This is a genomic window from Paraburkholderia sp. SIMBA_030 (genome assembly GCF_046535245.1).
GTDB lineage: Bacteria > Pseudomonadota > Gammaproteobacteria > Burkholderiales > Burkholderiaceae > Paraburkholderia.
Genome location: NZ_JAWRXB010000002.1, coordinates 215,388 through 240,314 on the forward strand (window position 1 = coordinate 215,388; position 24,927 = coordinate 240,314).

23 protein-coding genes and 2 pseudogenes are annotated in these 24,927 nt (G+C 62.7%); 6 read left to right on the forward strand and 19 right to left on the reverse strand.

Features of this window, described 5'->3' with window-relative positions; translation table 11 throughout:
• Nucleotides 1-19 precede the first annotated feature (19 nt).
• Nucleotides 20-1,414 carry an L-serine ammonia-lyase gene (locus tag SB772_RS04110; RefSeq protein WP_410832004.1) on the reverse strand — a complete coding sequence of 465 codons (1,395 nt, stop codon included), beginning with the start codon at nucleotides 1,412-1,414 and terminating at the stop codon, nucleotides 20-22.
• Nucleotides 1,415-1,707: 293 nt separating this feature from the next.
• Between SB772_RS04110 and SB772_RS04115 the strand changes: the two genes are divergently transcribed.
• Nucleotides 1,708-2,790: a GlxA family transcriptional regulator gene (locus tag SB772_RS04115; RefSeq protein WP_410832005.1), complete on the forward strand. Its 1,083-nt coding sequence runs from the start codon at nucleotides 1,708-1,710 to the stop codon at nucleotides 2,788-2,790.
• 110 nt (nucleotides 2,791-2,900) lie between these two features.
• On the opposite strand, the gene SB772_RS04120 is transcribed toward SB772_RS04115, so the two are convergent.
• The 5 genes from SB772_RS04120 to SB772_RS04140 form a co-directional block, all read right to left on the reverse strand.
• Nucleotides 2,901-3,836 (reverse strand): choline ABC transporter substrate-binding protein, encoded by a 936-nt coding sequence (locus SB772_RS04120; RefSeq protein ID WP_410832006.1) that lies wholly within the window; start codon nucleotides 3,834-3,836, stop codon nucleotides 2,901-2,903.
• A gap of 102 nt (nucleotides 3,837-3,938) precedes the next feature.
• The gene (locus SB772_RS04125) at nucleotides 3,939-4,937 is read right to left on the reverse strand and encodes a GlxA family transcriptional regulator (protein WP_410832007.1); all 999 of its coding nucleotides are present in this window, start codon (nucleotides 4,935-4,937) and stop codon (nucleotides 3,939-3,941) included.
• Between the two features lie 7 nt (nucleotides 4,938-4,944).
• The gene (choW, locus tag SB772_RS04130; protein ID WP_410832008.1) at nucleotides 4,945-5,847 is read right to left on the reverse strand and encodes a choline ABC transporter permease subunit; all 903 of its coding nucleotides are present in this window, start codon (nucleotides 5,845-5,847) and stop codon (nucleotides 4,945-4,947) included.
• On the reverse strand, nucleotides 5,840-7,015 hold the full coding sequence (locus tag SB772_RS04135) for a quaternary amine ABC transporter ATP-binding protein (protein ID WP_410832009.1): 1,176 nt from the start codon (nucleotides 7,013-7,015) through the stop codon (nucleotides 5,840-5,842). The genes choW and SB772_RS04135 overlap by 8 nt, the downstream gene beginning before the upstream one ends.
• A gap of 284 nt (nucleotides 7,016-7,299) precedes the next feature.
• Entirely contained in the window at nucleotides 7,300-8,430 is a 1,131-nt protein-coding gene (locus tag SB772_RS04140; RefSeq protein ID WP_410832010.1) for a VIT1/CCC1 transporter family protein, read from the reverse strand.
• A 332-nt stretch (nucleotides 8,431-8,762) separates the two neighbouring features.
• On the opposite strand from SB772_RS04140, the gene SB772_RS04145 reads away from it, so the two are divergent.
• The gene (locus SB772_RS04145; RefSeq protein ID WP_410832011.1) at nucleotides 8,763-9,050 is read left to right on the forward strand and encodes a hypothetical protein; all 288 of its coding nucleotides are present in this window, start codon (nucleotides 8,763-8,765) and stop codon (nucleotides 9,048-9,050) included.
• Between the two features lie 111 nt (nucleotides 9,051-9,161).
• Here SB772_RS04145 and SB772_RS04150 read toward each other — a convergent pair whose 3' ends face one another.
• On the reverse strand, nucleotides 9,162-10,457 hold the full coding sequence (locus tag SB772_RS04150) for an MFS transporter (protein WP_410832012.1): 1,296 nt from the start codon (nucleotides 10,455-10,457) through the stop codon (nucleotides 9,162-9,164).
• An 89-nt stretch (nucleotides 10,458-10,546) separates the two neighbouring features.
• Complete coding sequence (locus SB772_RS04155) at nucleotides 10,547-11,641, reverse strand: tartrate dehydrogenase (RefSeq protein WP_410832013.1); 1,095 nt, start codon at nucleotides 11,639-11,641, stop codon at nucleotides 10,547-10,549.
• A gap of 113 nt (nucleotides 11,642-11,754) precedes the next feature.
• Here SB772_RS04155 and SB772_RS04160 point away from each other — a divergent pair, with 113 nt between their 5' ends.
• The gene (locus SB772_RS04160; RefSeq protein ID WP_410832014.1) at nucleotides 11,755-12,666 is read left to right on the forward strand and encodes a LysR family transcriptional regulator; all 912 of its coding nucleotides are present in this window, start codon (nucleotides 11,755-11,757) and stop codon (nucleotides 12,664-12,666) included.
• A gap of 102 nt (nucleotides 12,667-12,768) precedes the next feature.
• On the opposite strand, the gene SB772_RS04165 is transcribed toward SB772_RS04160, so the two are convergent.
• Both SB772_RS04165 and SB772_RS04170 read right to left on the reverse strand, forming a co-directional pair.
• Nucleotides 12,769-13,092 carry a hypothetical protein gene (locus SB772_RS04165; protein WP_410832015.1) on the reverse strand — a complete coding sequence of 108 codons (324 nt, stop codon included), beginning with the start codon at nucleotides 13,090-13,092 and terminating at the stop codon, nucleotides 12,769-12,771.
• Nucleotides 13,093-13,296: 204 nt separating this feature from the next.
• Nucleotides 13,297-14,544, reverse strand: a complete 1,248-nt coding sequence (locus tag SB772_RS04170) for a DUF1479 domain-containing protein (protein ID WP_410832016.1) — start codon at nucleotides 14,542-14,544, stop codon at nucleotides 13,297-13,299.
• A 75-nt stretch (nucleotides 14,545-14,619) separates the two neighbouring features.
• On the opposite strand from SB772_RS04170, the pseudogene SB772_RS04175 reads away from it, so the two are divergent.
• Both SB772_RS04175 and SB772_RS04180 read left to right on the forward strand, forming a co-directional pair.
• A pseudogene (locus SB772_RS04175) lies at nucleotides 14,620-15,252 on the forward strand (helix-turn-helix domain-containing protein); the annotation flags it as partial.
• A gap of 353 nt (nucleotides 15,253-15,605) precedes the next feature.
• The gene (locus SB772_RS04180; protein ID WP_410832017.1) at nucleotides 15,606-15,977 is read left to right on the forward strand and encodes a BON domain-containing protein; all 372 of its coding nucleotides are present in this window, start codon (nucleotides 15,606-15,608) and stop codon (nucleotides 15,975-15,977) included.
• A gap of 66 nt (nucleotides 15,978-16,043) precedes the next feature.
• Here the strand turns inward: SB772_RS04180 and SB772_RS04185 are convergent, their stop codons facing one another.
• The 7 genes from SB772_RS04185 to cysC all read right to left on the reverse strand — a co-directional run bounded on the left by SB772_RS04185 (nucleotide 16,044) and on the right by cysC (nucleotide 21,823).
• Nucleotides 16,044-17,183, reverse strand: a complete 1,140-nt coding sequence (locus SB772_RS04185; protein ID WP_410832018.1) for a DUF1501 domain-containing protein — start codon at nucleotides 17,181-17,183, stop codon at nucleotides 16,044-16,046.
• Between the two features lie 5 nt (nucleotides 17,184-17,188).
• Entirely contained in the window at nucleotides 17,189-18,706 is a 1,518-nt protein-coding gene (locus SB772_RS04190; RefSeq protein ID WP_410832019.1) for a DUF1800 family protein, read from the reverse strand.
• Nucleotides 18,707-18,782: 76 nt separating this feature from the next.
• Nucleotides 18,783-19,313, reverse strand: a complete 531-nt coding sequence (locus SB772_RS04195) for a periplasmic heavy metal sensor (protein WP_410832020.1) — start codon at nucleotides 19,311-19,313, stop codon at nucleotides 18,783-18,785.
• Nucleotides 19,310-19,729, reverse strand: a complete 420-nt coding sequence (locus SB772_RS04200) for a hypothetical protein (protein ID WP_410832021.1) — start codon at nucleotides 19,727-19,729, stop codon at nucleotides 19,310-19,312. The genes SB772_RS04195 and SB772_RS04200 overlap by 4 nt, the downstream gene beginning before the upstream one ends.
• Entirely contained in the window at nucleotides 19,726-20,469 is a 744-nt protein-coding gene (locus SB772_RS04205; protein WP_410832250.1) for an RNA polymerase sigma factor, read from the reverse strand. The genes SB772_RS04200 and SB772_RS04205 overlap by 4 nt, the downstream gene beginning before the upstream one ends.
• A gap of 130 nt (nucleotides 20,470-20,599) precedes the next feature.
• On the reverse strand, nucleotides 20,600-20,914 hold the full coding sequence (locus tag SB772_RS04210; RefSeq protein ID WP_410832022.1) for a YXWGXW repeat-containing protein: 315 nt from the start codon (nucleotides 20,912-20,914) through the stop codon (nucleotides 20,600-20,602).
• 309 nt (nucleotides 20,915-21,223) lie between these two features.
• Nucleotides 21,224-21,823 (reverse strand): adenylyl-sulfate kinase, encoded by a 600-nt coding sequence (gene cysC / locus SB772_RS04215; RefSeq protein WP_410832023.1) that lies wholly within the window; start codon nucleotides 21,821-21,823, stop codon nucleotides 21,224-21,226.
• A 590-nt stretch (nucleotides 21,824-22,413) separates the two neighbouring features.
• On the opposite strand from cysC, the gene SB772_RS04220 reads away from it, so the two are divergent.
• Complete coding sequence (locus tag SB772_RS04220) at nucleotides 22,414-23,106, forward strand: HAD family hydrolase (protein WP_410832024.1); 693 nt, start codon at nucleotides 22,414-22,416, stop codon at nucleotides 23,104-23,106.
• A 15-nt stretch (nucleotides 23,107-23,121) separates the two neighbouring features.
• On the opposite strand, the pseudogene SB772_RS04225 reads toward SB772_RS04220, so the two are convergent.
• A pseudogene (locus tag SB772_RS04225) lies at nucleotides 23,122-23,295 on the reverse strand (carboxymuconolactone decarboxylase family protein); the annotation flags it as partial.
• Complete coding sequence (gene cysS / locus SB772_RS04230; protein WP_410832025.1) at nucleotides 23,292-24,680, reverse strand: cysteine--tRNA ligase; 1,389 nt, start codon at nucleotides 24,678-24,680, stop codon at nucleotides 23,292-23,294. The gene cysS and the pseudogene SB772_RS04225, both read right to left, overlap by 4 nt.
• Nucleotides 24,681-24,927 lie beyond the last annotated feature (247 nt).

Genomic DNA, 24,927 nt, shown 5'->3' on the forward strand with positions numbered 1-24,927 from the left:
CTGTTGCTTCGTAATTCGTTCAGCACTCGATGACGTTCACGGCGAGACCGCCGCGCGACGTCTCCTTGTATTTCGTCTTCATGTCCGCGCCGGTTTCGCGCATCGTCTTGATCACGTTATCGAGCGACACGTAGTGCTGCCCGTCGCCCTTCATCGCCATGCGCGCCGCGTTCAGCGCCTTGATCGCGCCCATCGCGTTGCGCTCGATGCAGGGAATCTGCACGAGTCCGCCGACCGGATCGCAGGTCATGCCGAGGTTGTGTTCCATGCCGATTTCGGCGGCGTTCTCGACCTGCGTCGGCGTGCCGCCCATCACTGCCGCGAGCGCCGCCGCGGCCATCGAGCACGCGACGCCCACCTCGCCCTGGCAGCCCACCTCGGCGCCCGAGATCGACGCCGTTTCCTTGTAGATGATGCCGATCGCCGCGGCGGTCAGCAGGAAGGTGACGATACCGTCGTCGTTCGACGCATGCATGAACTTCACGTAGTAATGCAGCACTGCGGGGATCACGCCGGCCGCGCCGTTGGTCGGCGCCGTGACGACGCGCCCGCCAGCCGCGTTTTCTTCGTTGACGGCCATCGCGTAGAGATTGACCCAGTCGAGCATCGACAGCGGATCGCGCAGCGATTCCTCCGAATGCGAACGCAGCTGCGCGCACAGATCGGCGGCGCGGCGCTTCACGTGCATCGGACCGGGCAACTCGCCACGCACCTTGCAGCCGCGCTCGACACAGGCCGACATCACGCGCCAGATCGCGAGTAAGCCGTCGCGCACTTCCTGTTCGGGGCGCGACGCGCATTCGTTGCGCAGCGTCACCTGCGCGATCGACAGACCGGTTTCGCGGCAGATGCGCATCAGGTCGTCGCCGGTGCGAAACGGATACGGCACGTCCGCGCCGGCGCGCAGGCCGTTCACGCGGTCGCCTTCGCGATTGACGACGAAGCCGCCGCCGATCGAGTAATACTCTTTCTCCACCAGCAACTGGCCGTTTTCGTCGAATGCCTGGAAGCGCATGCCGTTCGGATGCACGATGCCCGAGCCCGGCGCGCCCGGCATCAGCTTGCGAAAGAAGCCGAGGTGTTCGCGCTCGTCGAATCTGACCGGATGCTTGCCGAGCAGCACGAGTTGCTTCGTCTCCCGGATCGCCTGAAGACGCGGTTCGATCAGATCCGGATCGATCAGATCGGGCAGATTGCCTTCGAGGCCGAGCAGCACAGCCTTATCGGTGCCGTGCCCTTTGCCGGTGGCGCCGAGCGAGCCGAACAGTTCGGCTTTGACACTGCGCACGAAAGCCAGCAGGTTGGCGTCTTCGATATGGGAGGCGAAGCGGCATGCAGCGATCATCGGACCGACCGTGTGCGAACTCGACGGACCGATGCCGATCTTGAACAGATCGAAGACGCTGACGTTCATGGCGTGCCTTATGCGTTGCGCTACCAGGGTTGGCTGGGTTGGCCGGGTTTGGCCTGTACTAGCCGCCATTGCACCGCACGTCAATTTGGACCGATAGAATAAAAACGGCATCACCGTGGGATAGTGTCGTCAAGCGGGCCGCCGGCCGGGCGCGGCGGCGCATTTGCGATGACTTCTGACGCATTTGCGACAGGCGTCATAGCCGCCGCTGGCGATCCTGATGCCACCGTCTCTGCGGCCCCGATCCCGAGTGCTATGCTTGGATTCAACCCTTTCCATTGCCAGCTCCGTGCATGAACCCTGCTGAACCGCTTCCCCTTCAATCGATCGACGGCACCGCGAAGCAACGCATCCGCTTCGGCATCATCCTGCTGCCGAACTTCACGCTGACGGCGTTCTCGGGTTTCGTCGACCTGCTGCGCCTGTCCGCCGACGAAGGCGACTTCAGCAAGCCCGTGCGCTGTTCGTGGAGCGTCATCGGGGAAACCCTTGCTCCGGTGCGCGCGAGTTGCGGCATCCAGATCACGCCGTGGGAAACCTTCGACAACGCGGAGCCGTTCGACTACGTCGTCGTGGTAGGCGGCCTGCTACATTCGGGACCGGCCGCCAGCGAGGCGACGCTGGCCTTCATCCGCCGCGCCGCCGCGACCGATGCGACGCTCGTCGGCATGTGCACCGGCGTGTTCTCGCTGATGCGCGCGGGCGTGCTGGATGGCCACCGCATCTGTGTGAGCTGGTTTCATTACTGGGATTTCATCGAGCGCTTTCCGTCGGTCGATGAAGAAGCTCTGGTTGCCGACCGGTTGTTCGTGATCGACCGCAGGCGCATCACCTGCTCGGGCGGGCGAGCGTCGATCGACGTGGCCGCGGCGATTTTGCTGCGCCACTTCGAAACCGCCACGGTGCAAAAAGCGCTGCGCATCCTGCTGGTGGACGACATGCAGAAGGGCAACGCGCCGCAGCCGCATCCGCCGGGCCTTGCACCCGCCGCGCATCCGAAGGTGAAGCGCGCGATCCTGCTGATGGAGCAACACGTGGGACGTTCGCTGTCGCTCGACGAGCTTGCGCGCAAGCTCGATTTGTCGCCGCGCCAGCTCGAACGCCTCTTCAAGGCGCAAACCGGCAAAGCGCCGCAAGCGTACGCGAAGCAGGTGCGCTTGCGCACCGCCGCATGGCTGTTGACGAGTTCGGATAAGACCGTGGCGGATATCGCGTCGAGTTGCGGCTTTTCCGATGCGTCGCATCTGGGCCGCGAATTCCGCAAGCAATTCGGCCTGCCGCCGATGATGTACCGCGAGCAGCGCGGCACGGCCGCGCAAGCGGAAGACGGCGCCGGGTATGACGAAACGTTTCCGGGTCGGGCTCAGGCGATCTGAGCCCGGTTTGCGCGCCGATCAAAATCGCATGGGAGCTAAACTTAAGCCGTCGCTTCCCCGCCGTTCGGCTTCCGCGCCGCCAGAACGGCGCGAAACACCAACCTGAACCGTCACTTCCCCGCGACGTAAGCCTTGACCGCCGGCAAGCCGTCCTTGCCGTCGAACGTCTTCACGCCTGCGAGCCATTTGTCGAGCACCGCCGGATTCGCCTTCAGCCAGTCGCGCGCCGCCTTGTTCGCATCGATCTTGTTCATGATCGGCGCCATCACGTGGTTCTCGATATCGGTCGTGAACTGCAGATTCGACACGAGCTTCGCGACGTTCGGGCAACGTGCCGCGTAGTCGGTCGGCGTGACCGTCAGCACTTTGGCTTCGCCGTAGTTCGGGCCGAACACGTCGTCGCCGCCGGACAGATAGTCGATCTTCATCTGCACGTTCATCGGATGCGGTTCCCAGCCGAGGAAGACGATTGGCTTCTTCTCGCGGATCGCGCGATTCACTTCGATCAGCATGCCCGCTTCGCTCGACTCCACCAGCTTGAACTTGCCGAGGCCGTACTGATTGCTGTCGATCATCTTCTTGATGAGCGCGTTGCCGTCGTTGCCCGGTTCGATGCCGTAGATCTTGCCGTCGAGCTTGTCGTAGTTCTTCGCGATGTCGGTGAACGATTTGATGCCCGCCTGATACGCGTAATCCGGCACGGCCAGCGTATATTTCGCGCCGGTCAGGTTCGGCGTGGGCAGCACGTTGACCTGGCCTGCCTTTCTGAACGGATCGATCATCGGGTCCATGGTCGGCGACCAGTAGCCGAGGAACACGTCGATCTGCTTGCTCTTCACGCCCGCGAACGTGATCGGCACCGAGGCGATCGTTTTGGTCGGCTTGTAGCCGAGCCCTTCGAGCACCGTCGACGCGAGACCGGTGGTCGCCGCGATGTCGGTCCAGCCGACGTCGGCGAACCGGACGTTCTGGCAGGTGGCGGGTTCGGCAGCATAAAGAGCCGACATTGACAACGCGCACAGCGACGCGGCCCACAGACGTTTCATGGTTTTTCCTCAGGGTGGTTGATGCCGGATTGGATGTTTTTATGCAGACTGCCAAGCCGCCGGGTGTGCACCGGCGAAATGACGCTGGTACAGCTGGCACATCTACGCTGATAGCCGCCGCTCGACGCTCGGCGCATGGCCGAACTGCGCGCGGTATGCCTTACTGAAATGACACGGCGAATGAAAGCCGCAGACGGTCGTCACGCGGGCAATCGTCGCATCGGTATTGCGCAGCAGCTCGCGCGCGCGCCGCAAGCGCAGCGTCAGGTAATAGTGCGTCGGCGATACGCTCAGGAACATCTTGAACATGCGCTGCAAATGACGTTGCGACAGGTGCACGAGCCGCGCAAGTTCATCGAGCGACAGGGGTTCCTCGATATTCGCTTCCATCAGCCGCACCACCTCGATGAGTTCCGCGCGCGAAAAACCGACCCGCGCATCGACCGGAATGTGCTGATAGTCAGTCGAACCGCGAATCCGCTCAACGATGAACTGCTCCGACACTTGCGCCGCATGTGCCTGCCCCAGCCTCATGCCGACCAGGTTGAGCATCAGATCGAGCGGCGCGGTGCCGCCCGTGCAGGTCAGCCGGTCTCGGTCGATTACGAACAGCTCATCGGCAAAACGCACGTGCGGATAGCTCTTGTGCAGCGGCGACATGTCTTCCCAGTGCACCGTGCAGCGATAACCGTCGAGCAGGTTCGCCGCCAGCAGCGCATACGGACCCGTGCAGAGACCGCCGAGCGGAATGCCTTTCGATGCGACGTCCTGCAGCAACGCGATGACCGTGTCGTCCACATAATCGCGCACGTGCCAGCCCGCGCAAACGATCAGCACATCGGGCATGCCCGCTTCGGCCAGCGTCGTGGTCGGCTTCACGACGATGCCGTTGCTTGCCCGTGCCGGTTCGCCGTCGGGCGTGATCACCGACCACTTGTAGTGCTGCTCGCGGCCCACGTAATTCGCCATGCGCAGCACTTCGACCGCGCTCGTGAACGCGATCATCGAAAAGTTCGGCAGCGTCAGAAAGCCGAAGTGCGCGAGCCCGGACAGCGGCGAATCGGACTGCGCCTCGACTGGGGTGATCGCGTCGCGCTTCATACGCCGCTCAGCTGTGTTGCGCCGCCGGCGCACGCCGCACGCGCATCACGCTGCGCAGCCCCGACAGAAGCGGTGCGCGCGCCATGCCCGGCGAGCGGCCGAAACTTTCCGTGATGCGGTCGAGAATGATCGCGAGCATCACCACCGAGAGGCCGCTTTCGAAGCCGAGTCCGATGTCGAGGCGCTGAATGCTCGCCAGCACGTCGTTGCCGAGACCGCCCGCACCGACCATCGACGCGATGATCACCATCGAGAGCGCCATCATGATGGTCTGGTTCACGCCGGTCATGATCGACGGCAGCGCATTTGGAAACTGCACCTTGTAGAGCAGCTGCAAAGGCGTACAGCCGAACGCCTGCCCTGCTTCGACGATTTCGCGGTTGACGTGCTTGATGCCGAGCGAGGTGAGGCGCACCGCGGGCGGCATCGCGAAGATCACGGTCGACAGAATCCCCGGCACGCGGCCAAGACCGAACAGCATCGCGGCCGGAATCAGATAAACGAAGGCGGGCATCGTCTGCATCAGGTCGAGCACCGGGCGCACCATCATTTCGACATAGCGGCTTTTCGCGGTCCAGATGCCGAGCGGCACGCCGAGCAGCAGGCTGATCAAGGTCGACGACAGCGTCAGGCCCAGGGTAATCACCATCTGATCCCAGAAGCCGGTGCCGTAGATCAGCAGCATCGCCAGCAGCGTGAACAGCGCGAAGCGCCAGCCGACCCGCCACAGGCCGATGCCGACGAAGAATGCCATCAGCGCCCACATCGGCACGGATTGCAGGCCGTGCTCGATCAGCGCGGCAAAGCTTTCGATCACCTTGCCGATGGAATCGAAGGTTTTCGCGTCGTGGTCGAGCAGGTAGTGGACGCCGTGATCGACCCAGGCGCCAAGCGGAATGATTTCAGACATGGGAACCTCGATGACGCGTAAGAACGTTCAGCACGTTCGTCTTGTTGATCGAACCACAGTAGAAACCGTCGGCGTCGACGACCGGCAACGGCGCGCGGCTCGCCACCACGCGCTCGACGACGTCGTCGAGCGGCGTGCTATGGCGAATGCATTCGATGTGGTTGACCTGCGGCGACGCGCTGCCCGTCGCATCGCGGCAAACGAAGCCACGAATCCGGTGCTCGCCGTCGAGCACGAACGCGTACCCGGCGCTGCCGTTCAGCGTGGCGGCAACGCTCGACGCGTCGATGTGCGGCGAGTGCATGAGCGGCACGACATCGGTCTGCATCAGGTCGCCGGCTGTCAGATAGCGGCTCGTGTCGATACCTTCGAAGAACGCCTGCACGTAATCGTCTGCGGGATTCGTGATGATTTCCTGCGGCGTGCCGATCTGCACCACCTTGCCGCCTTCCATGATCGCGATCCGCGTGCCGATGCGCATCGCCTCTTCCAGATCGTGCGACACGAACAGAATGGTGCGCTGCTGCTCGCGTTGCAGGTCGAGCAGCACGTTTTGCATTTCCTTGCGCTTGAGCGGGTCGAGCGCGGAGAACGCCTCGTCCATGATCATCAGCGACGGATTGACCGCCAGCGCCCGCGCGAGACCCACGCGCTGCTGCATGCCGCCCGAGAGTTGTGCCGGCAGCTTCTCGGCGAACGGCGCGAGACCGACCTGCTCGAGCACGGTCATCGCCCGCCGCTCGCGTTCCTTGCGGCCGAGGCCCGCCACTTCGAGCCCGAACGCAGCGTTCGACAGCACGGTGCGTTGCGGCATCAGCGCGAACGACTGGAACACCATGCTCATGTCCTTGCGGCGCAGCGCCGTCAGTTCCGAGCGCGGCACGCTGGCGACATCGCGGCCGTCGATCAGCACCTTGCCGGCTGTCGGCTCCACAAGGCGATTGATCAGGCGAATCAGCGTCGACTTGCCGGAGCCGGACAGGCCCATCAGCACGAAGATTTCGCCTTCCTTGACTTCGAATGACACGTTGTGGACGCCGACAATCTGACCGGTGCGCGCGAACACTTCTTCTTTCGTCGCGCCGCCTGCCAGCATGCCGATCGCCTGTTTCGGGTTGGTGCCGAACACCTTGCACAGCCCTTCAACCACGACCTTGGGGGAATTCATTGAATGCTCTCCTAGCGTGGCGGACGTCCGTCCGCGCTGTGCATACATAGTTGCCAGAAAAAAGTACGGCTAGCCGACTATTTGCGACAACCACATGTGAAAATGCGACAGCGCAACGGCGCGGACGCCGGCGCGTGGCACTCGGAGCCTTGTGGGACAAGGGTTTGCGAGGGATTGAAGCGGTCAGCGGGCGTGTCGCGTTGGTGCAAGTGGCGGCGTTGCAGTGCAATAAAAGCGCTTTTTGGGGCTTCGGCGGCAACGCGTAGGCCAGCCTCAGCTTGCTGTCAGGAAATGGAGACGCCCAGCAGCTTGCCAACCCCGAATGTGAACGCAGCGGCAACCAGCCCGATAACCACCTGCCGCAGCGCGGAGAACGCTGAGCTTCTGCCGTTAAAGAGTGACGTGAAGACGCCGATGGACGCGAGCGCAAGCATGCTGAGAACGACACACTGCACGATTGCGTTAAACCCGTGTGTCCACAGAAACGGCATGACCGGAAAAATCGCACCGATCGAGAACAGGCAAAAGGAGACGCCCGCAGCCGACCAGGGATTTCCACCCAGCTCTGCCGGGTCGAGTCCGAGTTCCTCGCGCGTCAATGTATCGAGCGCCTTGTCTTTGTCGCGCATCATCTGCGATGCCACGCGTTTGGCCTCACCTGCGTCGAGACCCTTGGCGCGATAAATCAGCGCGAGTTCGTGCTCTTCGGCCTCTGGGGAAATTTCCAGTTCTTCGGCTTCTTTCGCGATCTGGGTACTCGCCAGCTCGCGAGCATTGGTCACCGACAGCCATTCACCCAAGGCCATCGAGCACGCTCCGGCTATCAGCCCGGCGAGTCCGGTCAACAGAATGGCCTTGTTGCCTGTGCCCGCCCCTGCCACGCCCATGATCAGACAGAAGTTCGAAACCAGCCCGTCGTTCGCGCCCAGCACGGCTGCGCGCAGATCGTTACCCGACGACACGCCCTTATGCCATGTCTCCGCTGCCGCAATCCGCGCGCCCTGCGACATGTCCGGATCGCCGCGGCCGTGAGCGAGCGTCTGGACCACTGCGGCATGGTGATGCTCGTCGGCCGACATGCGGCGCGCGTCCGGTTGCCCCTGGTATTTGTTACGGTCGGCGTACTCGGCCGCGGCGAGCGTGGGCAAGACGAAGCCCGCGCCGAAAATGCGCACCAGTGCCTTCATCAGGCGGGTTTTGACCGCCTGCCCGGCCCCTTTCGCCGGAACCCCGCTGGCCTTCAGCTTGTCGGCCCACACCTGCGCGTGTTCGCGCTCGGACTTTGCCAGGTCGCTATAGACCTCCTTGCGCGTGTCATCCTTTTCGACCTCCGCCAGCGTTTCGTACAGCGCGGCACTATGAAGTTCATCGGAGAAATTGGCCCTGTAGCGCTTTAATTCGTGTTTGGATGCCATGATGAAGTGTCCGCATGCGAGTCTTTAATAACCAAGCGTACTCGATTCACGCACGGAAATCACAAAGCCCCTAAAACGGGGCTTGAGCGAGAACGCCAACGGTTCTCGTCACGATTCGGCTTCGCATGTCCTGCATGCTTAAGACATGCTTAAGCGGGTTCACTTAAAACGCAGGACGTGCCCGCTATCTCGCAGCAATTTCCGTGCTCCGATGCACCATCGGAGCATTGAATCTCGCCTAAGGATAAGTTAAAGAAAACTGCTTATTCTGTGTGAACGCATCGACCGGATTGGCCGGCGCTGCTGCACCATCACACTTTTGGAGAAGCATCATGAAAGCAATCAAACACGTCATTCTTATCGCGTCGATCCTCGCGATCCCGACGTTGTCGTTCGCACAGCAGACGAACACGCCGATGAACGACGCGACGTCAGCCTCGTCAAACGCTGCTTCGATGCACGATGCGCAAAGCAACCCGTCGAGCCCGCAATATCAGCAGCCCGCACGCAAGGCTTCGGCTTCTGCCGACAGCTCGGGATACGGTGCGCCTGCCGGCGGTTCTTCGCAGGGGTCGGTGGCTCGCTTCGCCGGCAAGCATTCGCCGGTGTTCGACCATTGAAAAAGCCGCGCATCGACGCCCTGCACGCCCGCGCCGTCCGCAAGATGCAAAGTCAGCTAACGACTAACGGCGCGGGCGTTGGGCGCGTCTCTATTCAGAAACCCGGCGTCCTCATTGCGGCGCGGGCGCAGTCCGATATCCTCGCCGGCCGATAGCCAAAGCGAGCATGGCTGATACTGCGAGGCTCGCAGCAACCACGTAAAGTCCGGCGGCGTATCCACCTGTGACGGTTTTCAACCAGCCGATCGCAAACGGACCGACGAAACCGCCGAGGTTGCCGATCGAGTTGATCATGGCGATGCCCGCGGCCGCGCCGGCGCCCGAGAGAAATGTACTCGGCATGGCCCAAAGCGGCGCCTTCGCTGCGCTGATGCCGACGTTCACGACCACCAGCGCCAGCACCACCGCAACCGCCGTGTCTGCAAAACCCGCCCATGCGAGCCCGATGCCCGCCGCCACGCACGGAATGACGACGTGCCAGGTGCGCTCGCCGCTGCGGTCCGAATGTCGAGCCCACAGCACCATGCCAATCACAGCCAGCACACTCGGAATCGCGTTCAATGCGCCTGTGCCGAACGCGCTAAAGCCGAACTGGCGAATGATCAGCGGTGCCCACAGGCCTAACGTGTAAAGACCTGCCGAAGTGCCGAAGTAAATCATCGACATGACCCACACGCGAGCGTCGCGCAGCGCGGCGAGCGCACCCGCGGCGTGGCCCGCATGCGACTCGCGCCCCAGACGCTCTTCGCGCAAGGTTGCGATGAGCCATGCCTTTTCATCCGCGGCGAGCCACTTTGCCTTGTCGGGCGAGTCCGTGAGCGCCTTCAGAACAATGAAGCCGAGAATCACTGCCGGAATCGCCTCGATGATGAACAGCCATTGCCAGTCCTTCAGGCCGAACAAAGCAGGCATCTGCATGATTGCACCTGAAATCGGCGAACCGATGGCGGTCGACAAAGGTGCTGCTGCCATGAACGCGGCAGCGGCGACGGCCCGCTGCCGGGCCGGAAACCACTGGCTGAGATAGAGGATGATGCCGGGGAAGAAACCGGCTTCGGCGACACCGAGCAAAAAGCGCAGCGTGTAGAACGAGTGAGGCCCGACGACAAACGCCGAGGCGGCAGAAACCAACCCCCACGTCACCATCACGCGGGCAATCCAGATGCGCGCACCAACCTTGTTCAGAATGAGATTCGACGGCACCTCGAACAGGAAGTAGCCGAGAAAAAAGATGCCGCCACCCAGTCCGAACATGGTCGGCGAGAGGCCGAGGTCCTTGTTCATCGTCATGGCTGCAAAGCCGACGTTGACGCGATCGAGAAAGCTGACAAAGTAAAGCAGCATCACGAAAGGCAGAATGCGCCAGGTCAGCTTGCGAACCACGCGGGCTTGCAATTCATGGGTCATGCCAGTCTCCATTGAACCCCGCCCGTGACGCGTGCACGTGTACGTGTTCGTCCGGGCGTTATGTTTTTTGCGTCACGTACGCCCGGCGTTCAGGCGGCTTGGAACTTGATTGCAGAGTCCTCGGCGAGGATCGCGCACACGGCCTCGGTCACCTGAGCCGTGGTGGCTTTGCCGCCGAGGTCGCCCGTGTGCAGCGCGGGGTCAGCCGTGATCCGTTCGATTGCATCCATCAACTTGCGCGCGGCGGCGCGCTCGCCGAGATGCTCGAGCATCATCACGACCGACCAGAACGTGCCGACCGGGTTAGCCAGGCCTTTGCCCATGATGTCGAAGGCGGAGCCGTGAATCGGCTCGAACATCGACGGATAGCGGCGCTCCGGGTCCAGATTCGCCGTCGGCGCGATGCCGAGGCTGCCGGCGAGTGCAGCGGCGAGGTCGCTCAGGATGTCCGCATGAAGATTGGTGGCCACGATGGTGTCGAGCGTCGCGGGCCGGTTGACCATGCGCGCGGTGGCGGCGTCGACGAGTTCTTTGTCCCATTGAACGTCGGGAAACGCTTTCGACACTTCCAATGCGATCTCATCCCACATGACCATTGCGTGGCGTTGCGCATTGCTCTTCGTAATCACGGTCAGCAGCTTGCGCGGCCGCGACTGCGCCAGACGGAACGCGAAACGAAGAATCCGCTCGACACCCGCACGGGTCATCATCGAGACGTCGGTTGCGACTTCAATCGGATGGCCCTGGTGCGCGCGCCCGCCCACGCCGGAATATTCGCCCTCCGAGTTTTCGCGGACGATGACCCAGTCGAGATCCTTCGGGCCACAGCGTTTTAGCGGCGCATCGATTCCCGGCAGAATGCGGGTCGGGCGCACGTTCGCATACTGGTCGAAGCCCTGACATATCTTCAGGCGCAATCCCCAGAGCGTCACATGGTCGGGAATGTGCGGGTCGCCCGCCGAGCCGAACAGAATCGCGTCCTTGTCGCGGATTGCATCCAGACCGTCGGCGGGCATCATCACACCGTGTTGCCGGTAGTAGTCGCCGCCCCAGCCGAAATTCTCGAATTCGAATTTCAAGCCGTCGCTTCGCGCGGCGATGGCTTCGAGCACTTGCTGGCCCGCCGGCACGACTTCCTTGCCGATACCGTCGCCGGGGATGGTTGCGATGCGATAGGTCTTCACTGGCGTCTCCATGGTGTTGAACGTATAGCGTCATCGTAGAACGAGGAGCCGGCATGAAAACGCTGCTAGACTCAAAGCATCCTTAACCTGAAGTTGACAATCAACCCGCTCCGATGACTTCGTCGATACAGCCGGACGACCTCGCATTCTTTTCCACGCTGGCCGCCAGCGGCAGCCTGACAGCCGCTGCGCGTGAACTCGGCTTGAGCACGGCGGCCGTGAGCAAGCATCTGGCGCAGATGGAATTACGCGCGGGCGTGGCGCTCGTGAACCGGACCACACGGCGCATGAGCCTCACGCCGGAGGGCGAGCTCTATCTCACGCGCGCGAGGCGCATCCTGAGCGAGATGGACGATCTGGCGCAATTGCTGGGCGGTTCGCAGGCGGCCCCGAAAGGCCTGCTGCGCGTGAACGCGACGCTCGGTTTCGGCCGCAGTCACGTGGCGCCGCTGATATCGAAGTTTGTGCGGCGCTATCCGGAGGTGGACGTGCAGTTGCAGCTATCCGTCGACCCTCCGCCGCTCAGCGACGACGCCTTCGATGTCTGCGTGCGCTTCGGTGAACCGCCGGATGCGCGCGTGATTGCGCGCAGAGTGGCGCCGAACCGGCGGCTGCTTTGTGCCGCGCCGGCCTATTTTGCAAAGCGGCGTCCGCCGCGCAGCCCTGCGGAGCTGGCGCAGCACAACTGCATCGGCATTCGCCAGGGCGGCGACGGCTACGGCCTATGGCGGCTAACAAGCGGACGAGGTGCGGCCGAAAAAACCGAGACGGTGCGCGTGCGCGGCAATCTGACCACTAACGACGGCGAGATCGCGGTGAAGTGGGCGCTGGACGGACACGGCATTCTGATGCGGGCCGAATGGGACGTTGCCGAGTATCTGGCCGATGGACGCCTGATCCATGTGCTGCCGGAATATCGGACGCCGGGTGCGGACATCTACGCCGTGTACCCGCAACAGTTACAGATGACGGCGCGGGTCAAGGCGTTCGTCGATATGTTGATAGAAACGCTCGGCGCGCGTTGAGCGCCGCGGCCGAGATTTCTTCAGGCGGGCCGCAACGCCCTGCCTGGTTCCGGACCGGTCGCCGCGCGTGCGCTATTCCGCCTCGCGCGGCGACCGCGCACGTTACTGACTCGCGCCTGCCCCGATCCCGGCCTTCTTCTGCGCATTCTGCAGATCGGTCGGATAGTTCGGGTCGTTTCTGCCCGGCTGATAGCCTGCATCCTCCAGCTTCTTCAACTCAGCATTTTTCTTCGCGCGAGCCTGTTTGCGGGCCGCTTTGCGTTCGGCTTTGGTGGGTTTCGCGCTGCTCGCCATGTCTGGTGTGGCGACGTCGGCGGTGGCGCCCGCAGCGCTTGCGCTTTGCGCTTCAGCCAGCGGAATGCTGCCTGCGACCATGGCCGTGACCGCCAGCCCAAGCATGACTCTCTTCATGGCAAAAAACTTCATCTGATATTCCCTCTCGGTAGTTGGCAACGTCGTTAAAGTCTTTCCGCGAATCTTCGTTCACAACGGCGAAAGCGCACGCGTGCTTCGCGCGCGCCGAATAGAGCTTACAGCCAAATGCATTTTCAGGTACCGACGGCGCCGGTTGCCGCGATACGGCGCCGAGCCGCTGACGGCGCGCGCCTGCGCCGTCAGCCGTTCCGTTCGCTACAGATTGAAGCCGAGCTGATCTCTTCCGAGCGGCGTGAGGTCGTCGGCAGTGGCACGTCCATGGAAGTCCACTTCAAAGTGATCGGCCGGGAAGTCCGGTGGACTTTCCCCGCTGAGAAAGCCTGGCAACTGGCGCTTCAGATACTCGTCGTTTTTCGCACAGGCAGGCGCCGATGCGATGTACATGACATTGCTATAGCCGGTGCCGTTGTGCGCGTCCTCGACCGCATGGATCACATCGCTGTGCCAGAAGACCGTGTCCCCCGCTGCCATTTTCGGTATCGACGACAACGCACGGAATAACGGTGCATGCCATTCAGGCTTGATCGACAGCGCACGGCCGGGCATCGCGCCGCACAGGTCGTCGTCCGCGACATCGTCCTGAAGCGCGCGCAACAGGATATAGGCCATCGCGTTCGCAATCGGTACGAGTTGCAGCGTTCCGTCTCCCGGCCCTTGCGGCGTCAAGGCGGTCCAACCTTGAAACGTACGGAACATCGAGCACACCGCCGGCGAGGCGATTTCCCGTACCTCGGTTCTGAACGCGGCATCGAACGGGTCATAGCGCTGCCAGTTGCCATCGAACACGTGACGATAGACCTTGCGGAAATTTTCCTCGATCCAGCGCTCGACGGAGCCGCCGTCACAGTGCGCCGACAAACCCAGTGATGCCGATCCGGGCGGCCTGCGCCGCAGACGATCGGCATAAACCGGCACGCGCTCCGGGTCGAAGTGCACCTGCGCGTCGCTTTCCGAACGCCAGAGCTTGTTCAGAAAAACCCGAGCTGCCGTGAGTGACGGCGCCTGACGGGCCAACACCTGAGGCTTCGACCAGTAGATACCGTAAATCTGCGGCTTGCTGGACGCCAGTTGTCCGAAGTACTTGTCTTCGGCACGATTCGCCAGCCGCGCGTCGAGTCCATTGCGCTCGACGTAGTCGGCGATGTCGCGGTCCCAGCCGGCGACGAGCCCGCGGTCGAAAACCTCGCGGATGACGCACGCGCCCCGCTGCTTGACCACGGCAATCTGCGCGGCGCTCACACGGTTCGCGGCAATGTCGGAGAAATTGATTTCAGGAATGACGGGTTCGCCCAGGCTTCCAAGTTTTTCAATCGACTCGGCTTCGCGGACGATGGCCTGCTCGAGCTCCAGAAACACTTCGCGGTAGTTGGGAAGTTGCTCGCGCAGGTCCTTCTTGGCCTGCCTGATAGCGGCGGGCAAGTCATCGATATGCAGGGCGGTCATCAGTGTCTCCATGGGGTTGATATATCGGCGAGCATAGCGCCGGCGAGCAGGGATAAGTGATACGTTCCGGACATGCTGCTTCGCCGAGCCGCCTGCGGGCTCGCATTTGAGGCGAACGCCGGCGCCACGATGCATGCCCGGCTCGATGAACTGCTTTCGAATGCCCCTCGCGAGCGCCTCGCGGCGACACTGGATCTGCTGTGTTTTCTCGCCGACGCGCCGGGTCAGCCGCTCGCCTCGCCCAGCGCCTTCAGCAACGACCGGGCAGGCAGACCATCGGGCCACGAGCCTGAACGCATCAACCGTGCCTTGTCCATCATCGATGCAAAATTCGCCGGGCAACTTCGTCTATCGGACCTGTGTACCGCCGCCAATCTGTCCGAGCGTTCGCTTAGCCGGTATTTTGTCCAGCACGTCGGCGAAAGCGTCGGCAGCTACATCGCGCGTGTCAGGATCGGCCACGCATGCCGCATGCTTGTCGATACTTCCGCGCCGGTTTCGGTCGTCGCCGCGAGGTCCGGATTTCCGAACGTCGCGAATTTCAACCGGCAGTTCAAGGCCATGAAGGGCACGACGCCCGCACATTATCGGCGGCAGTTCGCGGGCGGACAGGCATCGAGTCTGGACCCGGCGCCGGAATTGACAGAGCGCTCGCCGTCCTTGCAACGAAAGAAACCGGGCTCACGGGCCGGGTCTGGGCCGGAGTAAGCGCCTGAGTTTGAAACGGGAATAGCCGCCGGTCTCGCGGCCTGCAGGGCGCAGCGCGGCTGCGACCCGCGTGCTGCGCCCTTGCCCCCGCCAATCAGTCGATGAGTGTTCTTTGGATGCGCTGTCGATTTTTCGTAAGTTGCCGAGATCGGTTTGGACTGCGGAGCATCGGTGTTTCGCACAGTTTTTCGACGCCCAGTCATTTGCTGGAGTATTGTTTAATCGCGTTGGGGGCTTCACGATGTCACTCTTCTATAAGACAAGGTGCTCCCGGCGGACGGCGCAGTGCTCGCAAGCGCATGGTTTTTTTCATGCAACGATGCGAAATCAACTTTTCGAGGAATGGAGAAAACGTGAAAACAGTCAATCTTTTGAAGGCGCTCGGTGTCGCCTTGTGTATGGCGACGGCGGCCAGCGCCTATGCCCAGTCGAGCGACGCGATGGCGACGAACGATACGGCCGCGGCGACTCCCAGTACGAAAACAACCAAGAAGATGGACCGGAAGCTGGGTCTGGACGTGCGTAAGGCGTTGGCGAAAGCGCAGGATTTTGATGTGTCGAACGTGTTTGTCCGAGCGCGAGGCGGCGCGGTGACGCTGACCGGGACGGTGCCCGATGGGGCGCAGATTCCGAAGGCGGAAGAAGTGGCCAAGAATGTTGCGGGCGTGAAGTCGGTGAATAACAAGCTGACTATTGGGGCGCCTAACGGCGGTGGTGGAGGTTGATAAGCAGGTTTTTTGCCTTTGGCGGCGGCAGGCAAACACCCATGCCGCCGCCAAAGGCAACAAAAACTAGACCCTCACGAGTCCACTCATCGGCCGAACCTCCCCGAACAACGCCCTCGCCGTGCGCTGAGAATCCAACCCGAAAGTCTCACTCGCGACACCCGCGATCATCGCATCCAGCGACCTCGTCGGCTTCAAATCCCGCGCTTCGTAAAGATCGCCAGGCCTAAGGCCTGGCCAGTCGGCAATCACGCGTCCTCCGGCCACTGCGCCGCCGATCACCATCGCCACCGAGCCGGTACCGTGATCGGTACCGCCGGTGCCGTTGGCCGCGGCGGTCCGGCCGAACTCGGTGGCGACCAGCACGGTGGTCTTGCCCCACAACGGCCCCATGCCGTCGCGAAACGCGGCAAGCATCGTATCGAGCGCTTTCAACTGATTCGTGAGGCGCGGATTCTGCGCGCTATGCGTGTCCCAGCCACCCGTTTCGATCATCGCGATCCGCGGGCCGTCGTCGCGCGAAAGAAACCCGGCCGCGAGCTTGCCCAGGCTCGCCGCATCCTGGCGCGCGCCGGCGTCGCCCGCCAGTCCGCGCGCGGCCATCGCCGATTCCCACAACGGCCGCAGTTGCGCATCCTGGTCGTACAGCTGCGAGACCCGCGCGAGCAGATCGTCGGGTGCCTGCGGTAATGCCGAGGGCGCATACGATGTCACCTCCGCCGTGCCGCGCAGCGCCATCGGCACAGTCGGCGCGAAGGCGATCGCGCTCTCGCGCGTGGCCGGCAGCAACGCGACGAGCCGGTTCAACCAGCCGCCCTTCATCTGATACGGCGACGCACCGCCGGTCTCGAGCACGTTCTGACCGTCGAAGTGCGAGCGGTCGCGATACGGCGACGCCACCGCATGCACAAACAGCGCCTGGCGATCCGCATACATCGCGGCGGTCTGCGCGAGTGCGGGATGCAACGCGAAGGTGCTGTCGAGCCGCGTGGCAGCGGACGCATCGATGGCCAGCGCGCCGCGCAGTTTGGCGTAGTCCGGCTCGGCGTACGGCACGACGATGTTCAGGCCGTCGGCGGCGCCGCGCTGGATCACGAAGACGAAGCGGCGGTCGGTGGCGACATTCGCGAACGCAATCTGCGGCGACACGAACATCGCGCCGGCGCCGGCAGCGGCGAAGCTCAGAAACTTGCGGCGGGAAAGCATGGCGTTCACCTCCGTTGAAAATCCGGCGAGACCAGAAGCAGCGCAATCGCGGTCGATGCGCTTTCGGCGCGCGCCACCGCAGTGGCGCTCGGCGCACTGAGCGAATCGGCCAGCAAGGTCTGGCCGAGCGCACGCGCATCGAGCCGGTCGCCGACGTGGGCCGCGAAGCGCTGCGCGACTTCGACCCGGCGCACCAGCGCATCGGGCGCGGCCCAGCTCGCGGCAATGTCGTCATAGCCGGCGGGCGAGCCCGGCCGCCACACCGGCTGCCCGAGTTGCGTCAGGATGGGCGCGGTCTGCATGTTGCCGAGGTCTTGCCAACCGAGTCCGCGCATCGAAGAAATGGCCCATTCCCACGGCGTCTTGAACTTCACGGCCACCGGCGACCACGCTTGCGGCATGTCCAGTAACGCCCGATAGACGGTCGACAGATCGCCGCCGCTGCGCTGGAACGCGCTCGCCAGCCGGTTCGTCACGTCCGCGGGCGGATTGTCGGCGACGAAATGCCGGGCGAGTTTGCCGCCGATGTGTCGCGCGGTCGCCGGTGCGCTTGCGAGGTCATGCAGGATCGCGAGCGCCTGCTCGTCGCCGGACTGGTCGTAGCGGCGCCCCATGATGGTTCGCGAACCCGGCTCGTGGAGCGCAGTGCGAAACACGAAGCTGCCGGGCGTCGCGCCGTTCGGCTGAGCGCCTTGATAGCCGGCCACGCTCCAGCCGGTCAGCGCGCGGGCGAACTCGGTCACGTCCGCCTGGCTATAGCCGCTGCGCACGCCCAGCGTGTGCAGTTCCATGATTTCGCGCGCGAGATTTTCGTTGAGGCCGCGCTTGCGATCCGGATTGCGCTGCGCGGCGCGCATCGCCGCGACGCTGTCCGGGCCGACCGAGCGCGTCTGATCGAGAAACAGCTGCATCGCCGGATGACGCTCGACGGCGATCAGCATGTCTTCGAAACGGCCCAGCACGTGCGGGCGGATCGCTTCCTCTTCGAATGAGCCGGCCAGCACGGCGACGGCAGGCTTTTCGGACGACACCGCGAAGTGATTCGCCCAGAAGTGGACCAGCCGTTCGATGAATGGCGTCTGGGTGGTGAGCGCGCTGGCCACGCGCGCGTTCACTGATGATCGGTAGATGTCCAGAACTTCGTTGCGTAGCGCTTTTTTTTCGGCTTGTGCGTTGGTCTGGGAAGCGGTCTGCGTGCTGGTTGGGTTCGTGGCTGGGGCATCGCTCGCGTTTTGCTGGTTTTGCTGCGCCTGCTGGTTTTGCTGGGCTCGCTGCTCCTGCTGCGCCTGCTGGTTTTGCGCCTGTCGGTTCTGCTGCCTCTGCACGCGCAGCCGCTCGAACTCAGCGGCAAGCGTCACCGAGTCGGGTTGACTCGCCCACGCAGCGGGCCGCGGCTGATACTGGTCGAATTGCGCAAGCAGCCAGCCCTTCGGATCGGCAGGCGGCGTATCGTCGGCGCGCGCGCCAAGACCGAAGCGGTTGAGCGCAATCGCTGCAGCGTTGACGTTCGGTGTGTTGGCCATACCGTCCTCTCCGGCGTTGGATATAACCTTTAAACGGCTACCACGATGAATTCCGTCGTGCCGCTGTGGAATTTTTTTAATCGCCCGCCGGTTCGCTTGCCGACTGATTCGGCGACTGATTCGCCGGCTTGTTCGCATTCCCCGCTGCTTGCGACACCCGCCATTGCCCGCGCAACTTCAAACTCTCTGCGAATCTGGCGCGCTCCTCGGGCGACAGCGTCGCCGCGAAATCCGCCACGCTGCCCTCCACTTTCGCCCGCAACGCGCTGTCGGCTTCGCGTGTGCGCGCCAGCGCGGCGTCGAGCGCCGGGCGATCCAGCTGCGGCGCGGCGAGCAGACGCAGCACTTCGCGACGCCCTTCGCGTCCGTCTCGCGCAAACTGACGTCCGTCGCGGCGCGCGTTCTTCAAGCCATCGACGAAGGCCTTCTGACGCTCGGCAGACAGCGTCTCGGCGGCGAAGCGCAACGCGTGCTGCTGCGCCAACACCGTACCCGTTACGCTATGCGCCGCGAACCATTGATAAGCACCACCGACAATCGCGCCCAGCAGAAACACATTGAGCACCAGCGAGGCCACCAGCACGAATTTCCATGACCGGCCGTTCATTCGTCGCTCCAATCGGCGGATGAACCGCCGAAACTCGAAGTTAAATAAGACGCGCCATGCACTTGCGCCGCGATACCCGTCAAGACGAAAAACGACACCGCAAGCGCGCCCGCCACGCCACCCAACAGTCCGACACCCGCCACCGCCGCGCCCGACCACCACAGCCGGCGGCGCGGCCCAGCCGGCCGCCGCACCGGCGCGCTCGCGACGATGCGCTCGAGCAAAGCCGCGCCCGGCGGGTCGACCGTACCGGCGGCAAACCACGCATCGATTCCGGCCGCTTCGGCCAGTACCGCGTCGGCCTCGGCACGATGCAGCGCGGCCCATGCCTGCCCCGCCGCGCGCTCCTGTTCCGGCCAGCGGCGCGGATCGGCGCCATAGGCTTCGACGATCTGGTGGAATCTTTCGGGCGTCATGACTTGTCCTCGTTAAGGCCGCTGCCGGCCAGTTGAGCGCGCAGATTGCGGCGCGCGCGAGCCAGCAGACTTTCCAACGCATCGACGGTGATGCCCATCAGGGCGGCAGCGTCGATGTTCGACATTTCCTGGTAGTAGTTGAGCACCAGCGCTTCACGCTGGCGTGCCGGCAAAGCGGCCAGCGCCTCGCGAACCCGCCGATCCCTGGCACGCGCGTCGAGTGTCGCTTCGGGCGGCGCGGCGGGGTCGATCTCGTCCGGCAACTCGGCATGCGGATCTTCGCGCCGGCCGCGTAGCCGGTCATAGCAGAGATTAAGCGCGACACGGTGGACCCACGTGTCGAACCTTGCCTCGCCTTCGTTCCATCGCGACGCCTGTTTCCAGATCCGTACAAAAACTTCCTGCGCAACGTCTTCCGCTTCCATGCGGTCGCCCAGCATGCGCGTGGCGAGCGCCAGCAAGCGCGGCAGTTTGCGCGCGACGAGCGAGCGGACCGCGGCCGGGTCTTGTCGACCGACCCGCGCCACGAGGTCCGCGTCGGGATCGCGGTCGCTCAAGGCGTGCGGCTCCTTGGCGCTTGTTCTGTGAACCGCCTTCCCGGAGGTGTGTTGTTCACTTGCCGTTGCTCCTTGGGATGCATTCCACGTTTTTTCCTCTAACTCGCCAGATCGTGACTGGGTGACGTCCGGTGTCTGGTTCGCAGATCCGTCGCAATCAATATACGACGGCCGCCGGGCGATAGTAGGCCGGCCGTGCCGGGACGACCACGCATCCGGCGATGCGTAGCCAGAAGAACAATCAAGAGCGTTTTCATGGCAACCCTGCCCGGTTATGTTGTAGTGCGTGGCGCCGCCGGCGGGGGCGATGCTGTCAGGCCCAGTGACCTTCGACCCAGCGCCAGTTCGGATCGCGCTGGATCCAATGGCCGGGTATCCAGCGATAGCCGGCGCGTACTGGCTGCCAGTGGCCGCCTACCCATACGTAACGGCCGTGGTCCCAGCGCCAGCGGCCTCGGTCCCAGACGTAGCCGACTCGCGGTGCCGGCACGACCTCGACGCGCGGTGGGGGTGGCGCTATGGGGGCCACGATGATGGCTTGTGCCGATGCCGGGGTTGGGGCGCTTGATAGCGCCGCGATCGTCGCAAGGGTGGCCATTGCGAGGCGGATCGGTTTGGCTGGTGACATTGTTGTTTCTCCCGTTGAGTGCCGGAGGCTGGAAGGGCTCCGTTTCTTCTTAAACGCGGGAGTGTGGGGAAATCCGTCGCTAGTTTTTTCTTTTTTTTGCAAGGAGAAACGGTTCTTTTTTGCCGGGGCGGTGGCCTTTCTTTTGTTTTTGGTTTATTGGGGAAACACGGATTAAATCGGTCTTTTAAGAACGGCGATGTATCCCGGATCATGTTGGTTCGCATCGCACAACCGCCCGGATATGCGAGCACGTCGTGATAGCCACGCCGGGTGGCTGTCCGCGGGCTTGGACACCGCTCGAAGCTGAACTCATGCCAGCATTCCAATTATCAGGAGTACCTGCTGCAGCGCATCTTGAGGAGTAAGTTCAGCCGTATTCAAACGCAATTCCGGAGCAACTGGAGGCTCGTACGGCGAATCGATGCCCGTGAACTTCTTCAGCGTTCCGTCTCGAGCCATTTTATAGAGCCCCTTGACATCCCTCGCCTCGACAACCTCAAACGGCGCATCAACATGCACCTCAAAGAATTGACCGTTCTCGAACAAAGCCCTAGCCGCATCCCTATCCGCTCGAAACGGTGAAATGAATGTAGCAATCACAATCAGGCCCTCATCGACCATCAACCGTGCAACTTCAGCAGCTCGCCGGATACTTTCATGCCGGCTGGCATCGGAAAAGTCCAGATCGCTGTTTAACCCAAGACGCAAATTGTCGCCGTCGAGAAGGAACGTGTGAAAACCACTGGCGTGCAACTCTTTTTCGAGCAAGCGCGCCAGCGTCGACTTTCCAGCGCCGGACATTCCGGTAAACCAGACGACCATCGGGCGTTGCTGCTTCATCGACACCCGACTGGCTTCTGCAATCATGGATTCGGTCGGAACCACGGGGCCGGCATAACTTGTTTCCATCAGTCTCAGATATATCTGCATGTAGTAAACGACATCCGACGCGCATATCGCCTGAACGCCACATGATCCGTCCAGCACGAAACCAACGCGACATAATCTTCGCGCACCGTCCAAGCCGGACGGTGCATTGGCAATCCAATGCTTGAGCAGGCAACGCTACGTATGTTCGTCGTACTAGGGCCGCCATTCGTCGGTTGACCGACTCTTTGTCACCGAGCTGGTTAGCACGCGTCCGCCGCAGGTATCGTCCATATGAAGATGCCGGTGCATCTCGTGAGAAACTACTCACGCTCGACGTTGAATACCGCATGGAAGATCCAGAATGCCGAATAGTTTCGGCACTTCGGAAATAACCCTATGCGCAACTAGCAAACAAATGCCCTACCAATAGGTTACAAAATAACTGGATCGAATTGTCTCACGCACTCGGGTAGAACGGCGCGCTGTAATAAAAAAGCCACATCCAAAAGACAAAAAATTGGCGCCATCGGCAAAATCTCACGCGCCGTCCTTAGCCGCTGCGCAGTGCCTTGTAAGCCGGTACGGTATCCTTCACGGTTCCACGAACCTTTATCCATACCCTCTGCCAGATGGCCGATTTCCCTTTCGACGCCGTACTCTTCGACTGCGACGGCGTGCTCGTCGACTCCGAACCCATCACCAACCGCGTGCTGACCGAAATGCTCGGCGAGCTAGGCTGGCACCTGAGCGTAGAAGAGACGATGCGCATTTTCGTCGGCAAGGCCGTCAAGGATGAAGCGTTGTTGATCGAAGCGCGCACCGGCTTCGCGATCACCACGGAGTGGCTCATGCAATTTCGCACGCGCCGTAACGCGGCGCTCGACCGGGACCTGGTGGCAATTCCGGGTGCAGCATACGCAGTCCGCGCGCTGCACGCGGCACTCGATGGACGCATCGCGGTCGCCTCGGGTGCCGACCGGATCAAAGTGGAATTGCAACTGACGAAGGCCGGCATTCTCGATTGCTTCGAGGGGCGCATCTTCAGCGGCCACGAAGCGCCTCGCAGCAAGCCGTTTCCCGATGTGTATCTGGCCGCGGCCAAAGCATTAGGCGTGGATCCGAAACGCTGCGCTGTCGTGGAAGATACCGTGACGGGCGCAACCGCAGGCGTGGCGGCCGGCGCGACGGTGTTCGGATATTGTCCGGGAGAACTGAGCCACAGCAGCGCGACGGCGCTGCATGGCGCCGGTGCGGTTCACGTCTTCCGGGACATGGCAGAGTTGCCCGTCTTATTGACAGAATGGCGCGGCGTACAGCGTTGACGCTGCCGCTCGCCGCTACTCGAACGCAGGATCGATCGGTGCGCGATATCCCACCGCGAGCCGGTCAGTTTCGTTCGCCATTCCGACCACCGCCAGCAGCTCGCCGAACATCTCGTCGGTCATACCGGCGCGGCGGGCCGCGGCTGTATGACTGGCCACGCAGTAGCCGCAGTTGTTCGTCACGCTCACAACCCGGTTTTATCGAGCGGCCGCAACAACTGCCCGCTTGCACTGTCTTCCACATACCACCCGGCCTCTTTCAACGCTTCGCGCAGCCGATCGGCCTCGCCCCAATCCTTGCCGGCCCGAACCTTCTCACGCTGCTCGGTCAGAAGCGCGATATCTGCGGGAATGGCAAACGTGTCCGCCTTCCAGTCCGCGAGCCGCAATCCGAGCACGGTATCGAAGTAATCGACAGTCGCCCGTTGCGTCGCCGCCGGCATATCGCTCTTGACGAGTTCCCACAGCACCGCGAGCGCGCGCGGCAAGTTCAGATCCTGATCGACCTCGGCCTTGAAACGGGCCACGAACTGCGCATCGGGCGAGCCGCCTTCCGGCCATTGCACGTAGGTTCTACGCAAGCGGTCCAACGCGGATTGCGCGGCATCGAGCGCGTCCTCATTAAAACGCAAAGTACTCCGGTAATGTGCCGTCAGGCACAAATAGCGATACGCCAGCGGATCGATGCCACGATCGATCAACGTCTGCAAGCGCACAAAATCGCCACCTGCCTTCGACATCTTGCCGGCGTCGAGCATGAGGAAATGGCCGTGCATCCAGAAGTTCGCGAGACGTGTGCCGTGGCGCGCCTGCGTCTGCGCGATTTCATTGCTGTGATGCACGGCGACATGATCTTCACCGCCGCAATGAATATCGAACCATGGGCCAAGATATTTCGCCGACATCGCCGAGCACTCGATATGCCAACCCGGAAAGCCGCGACCCCACGGACTGTCCCACTCCATCTGGCGCGTCGCATCGGATGGGCTGAACTTCCAAAGCGCGAAGTCCGTAGCGCGCTGCTTCTCTCCTACCGCAACACGCTTGCCTGCTTGCAAGCCCGCAACGTCGAGACGCGCCAGAAAACCGTAGTCGTCCTGTTTGCTGGTGTCGAAATAGACACCGTCGGAAGTCTGATACGTGTAGCCGTTGCGCTCGATCTCTGCGATGAAAGCGATCTGCTCGGCGATGTGATCGGTCGCGCGGCACCAGACGGCAGGCTCCAGCAGGTTCAGCGCTTGCCAGTCGCTCATGAAGGCCGCGGTATATCGTTCGGCGATCGCCCATGCCGATTCGCCGGTGCGCCGGCTGCCCTTCTCCATTTTGTCTTCACCTTCGTCGGCATCTGAGACGAGGTGACCGACGTCGGTGATATTGACGACGTGCCGCACGGTGTAGCCGCTCAGCGCCAGCACGCGCCGCAGCACGTCCTCGAACACGTAGGTTCGAAGATTGCCGATATGCGCGTGGTCGTACACCGTCGGGCCGCAGCAATACATGCCCACGTAGTCCGGATTGATCGGCGTGAAAGCGCGCATGGTGCGCGACCAGGTGTCGTACAAGGCAAGCGGCATTTGAATTCCCTTGGCGTTGAGCGCGCTAAAAACAAAACGGCGAAACAAAAAGCCACCGGTCTAATGACGGGTGGCCTCAGGGACATGAACGTGTACAGATCGACTCGCTAGACGCAAGCTCCCCTTGGCAGGCTGCAACAGCATGCGTGCATAGAATGCAAACGGGAATGGATAGAAGCGTTCATGAAAACGATCCTAACGCGTGTTTCCGGGCTGGTCAATGCGGAGCGCGGCAGATTTTGAAAGC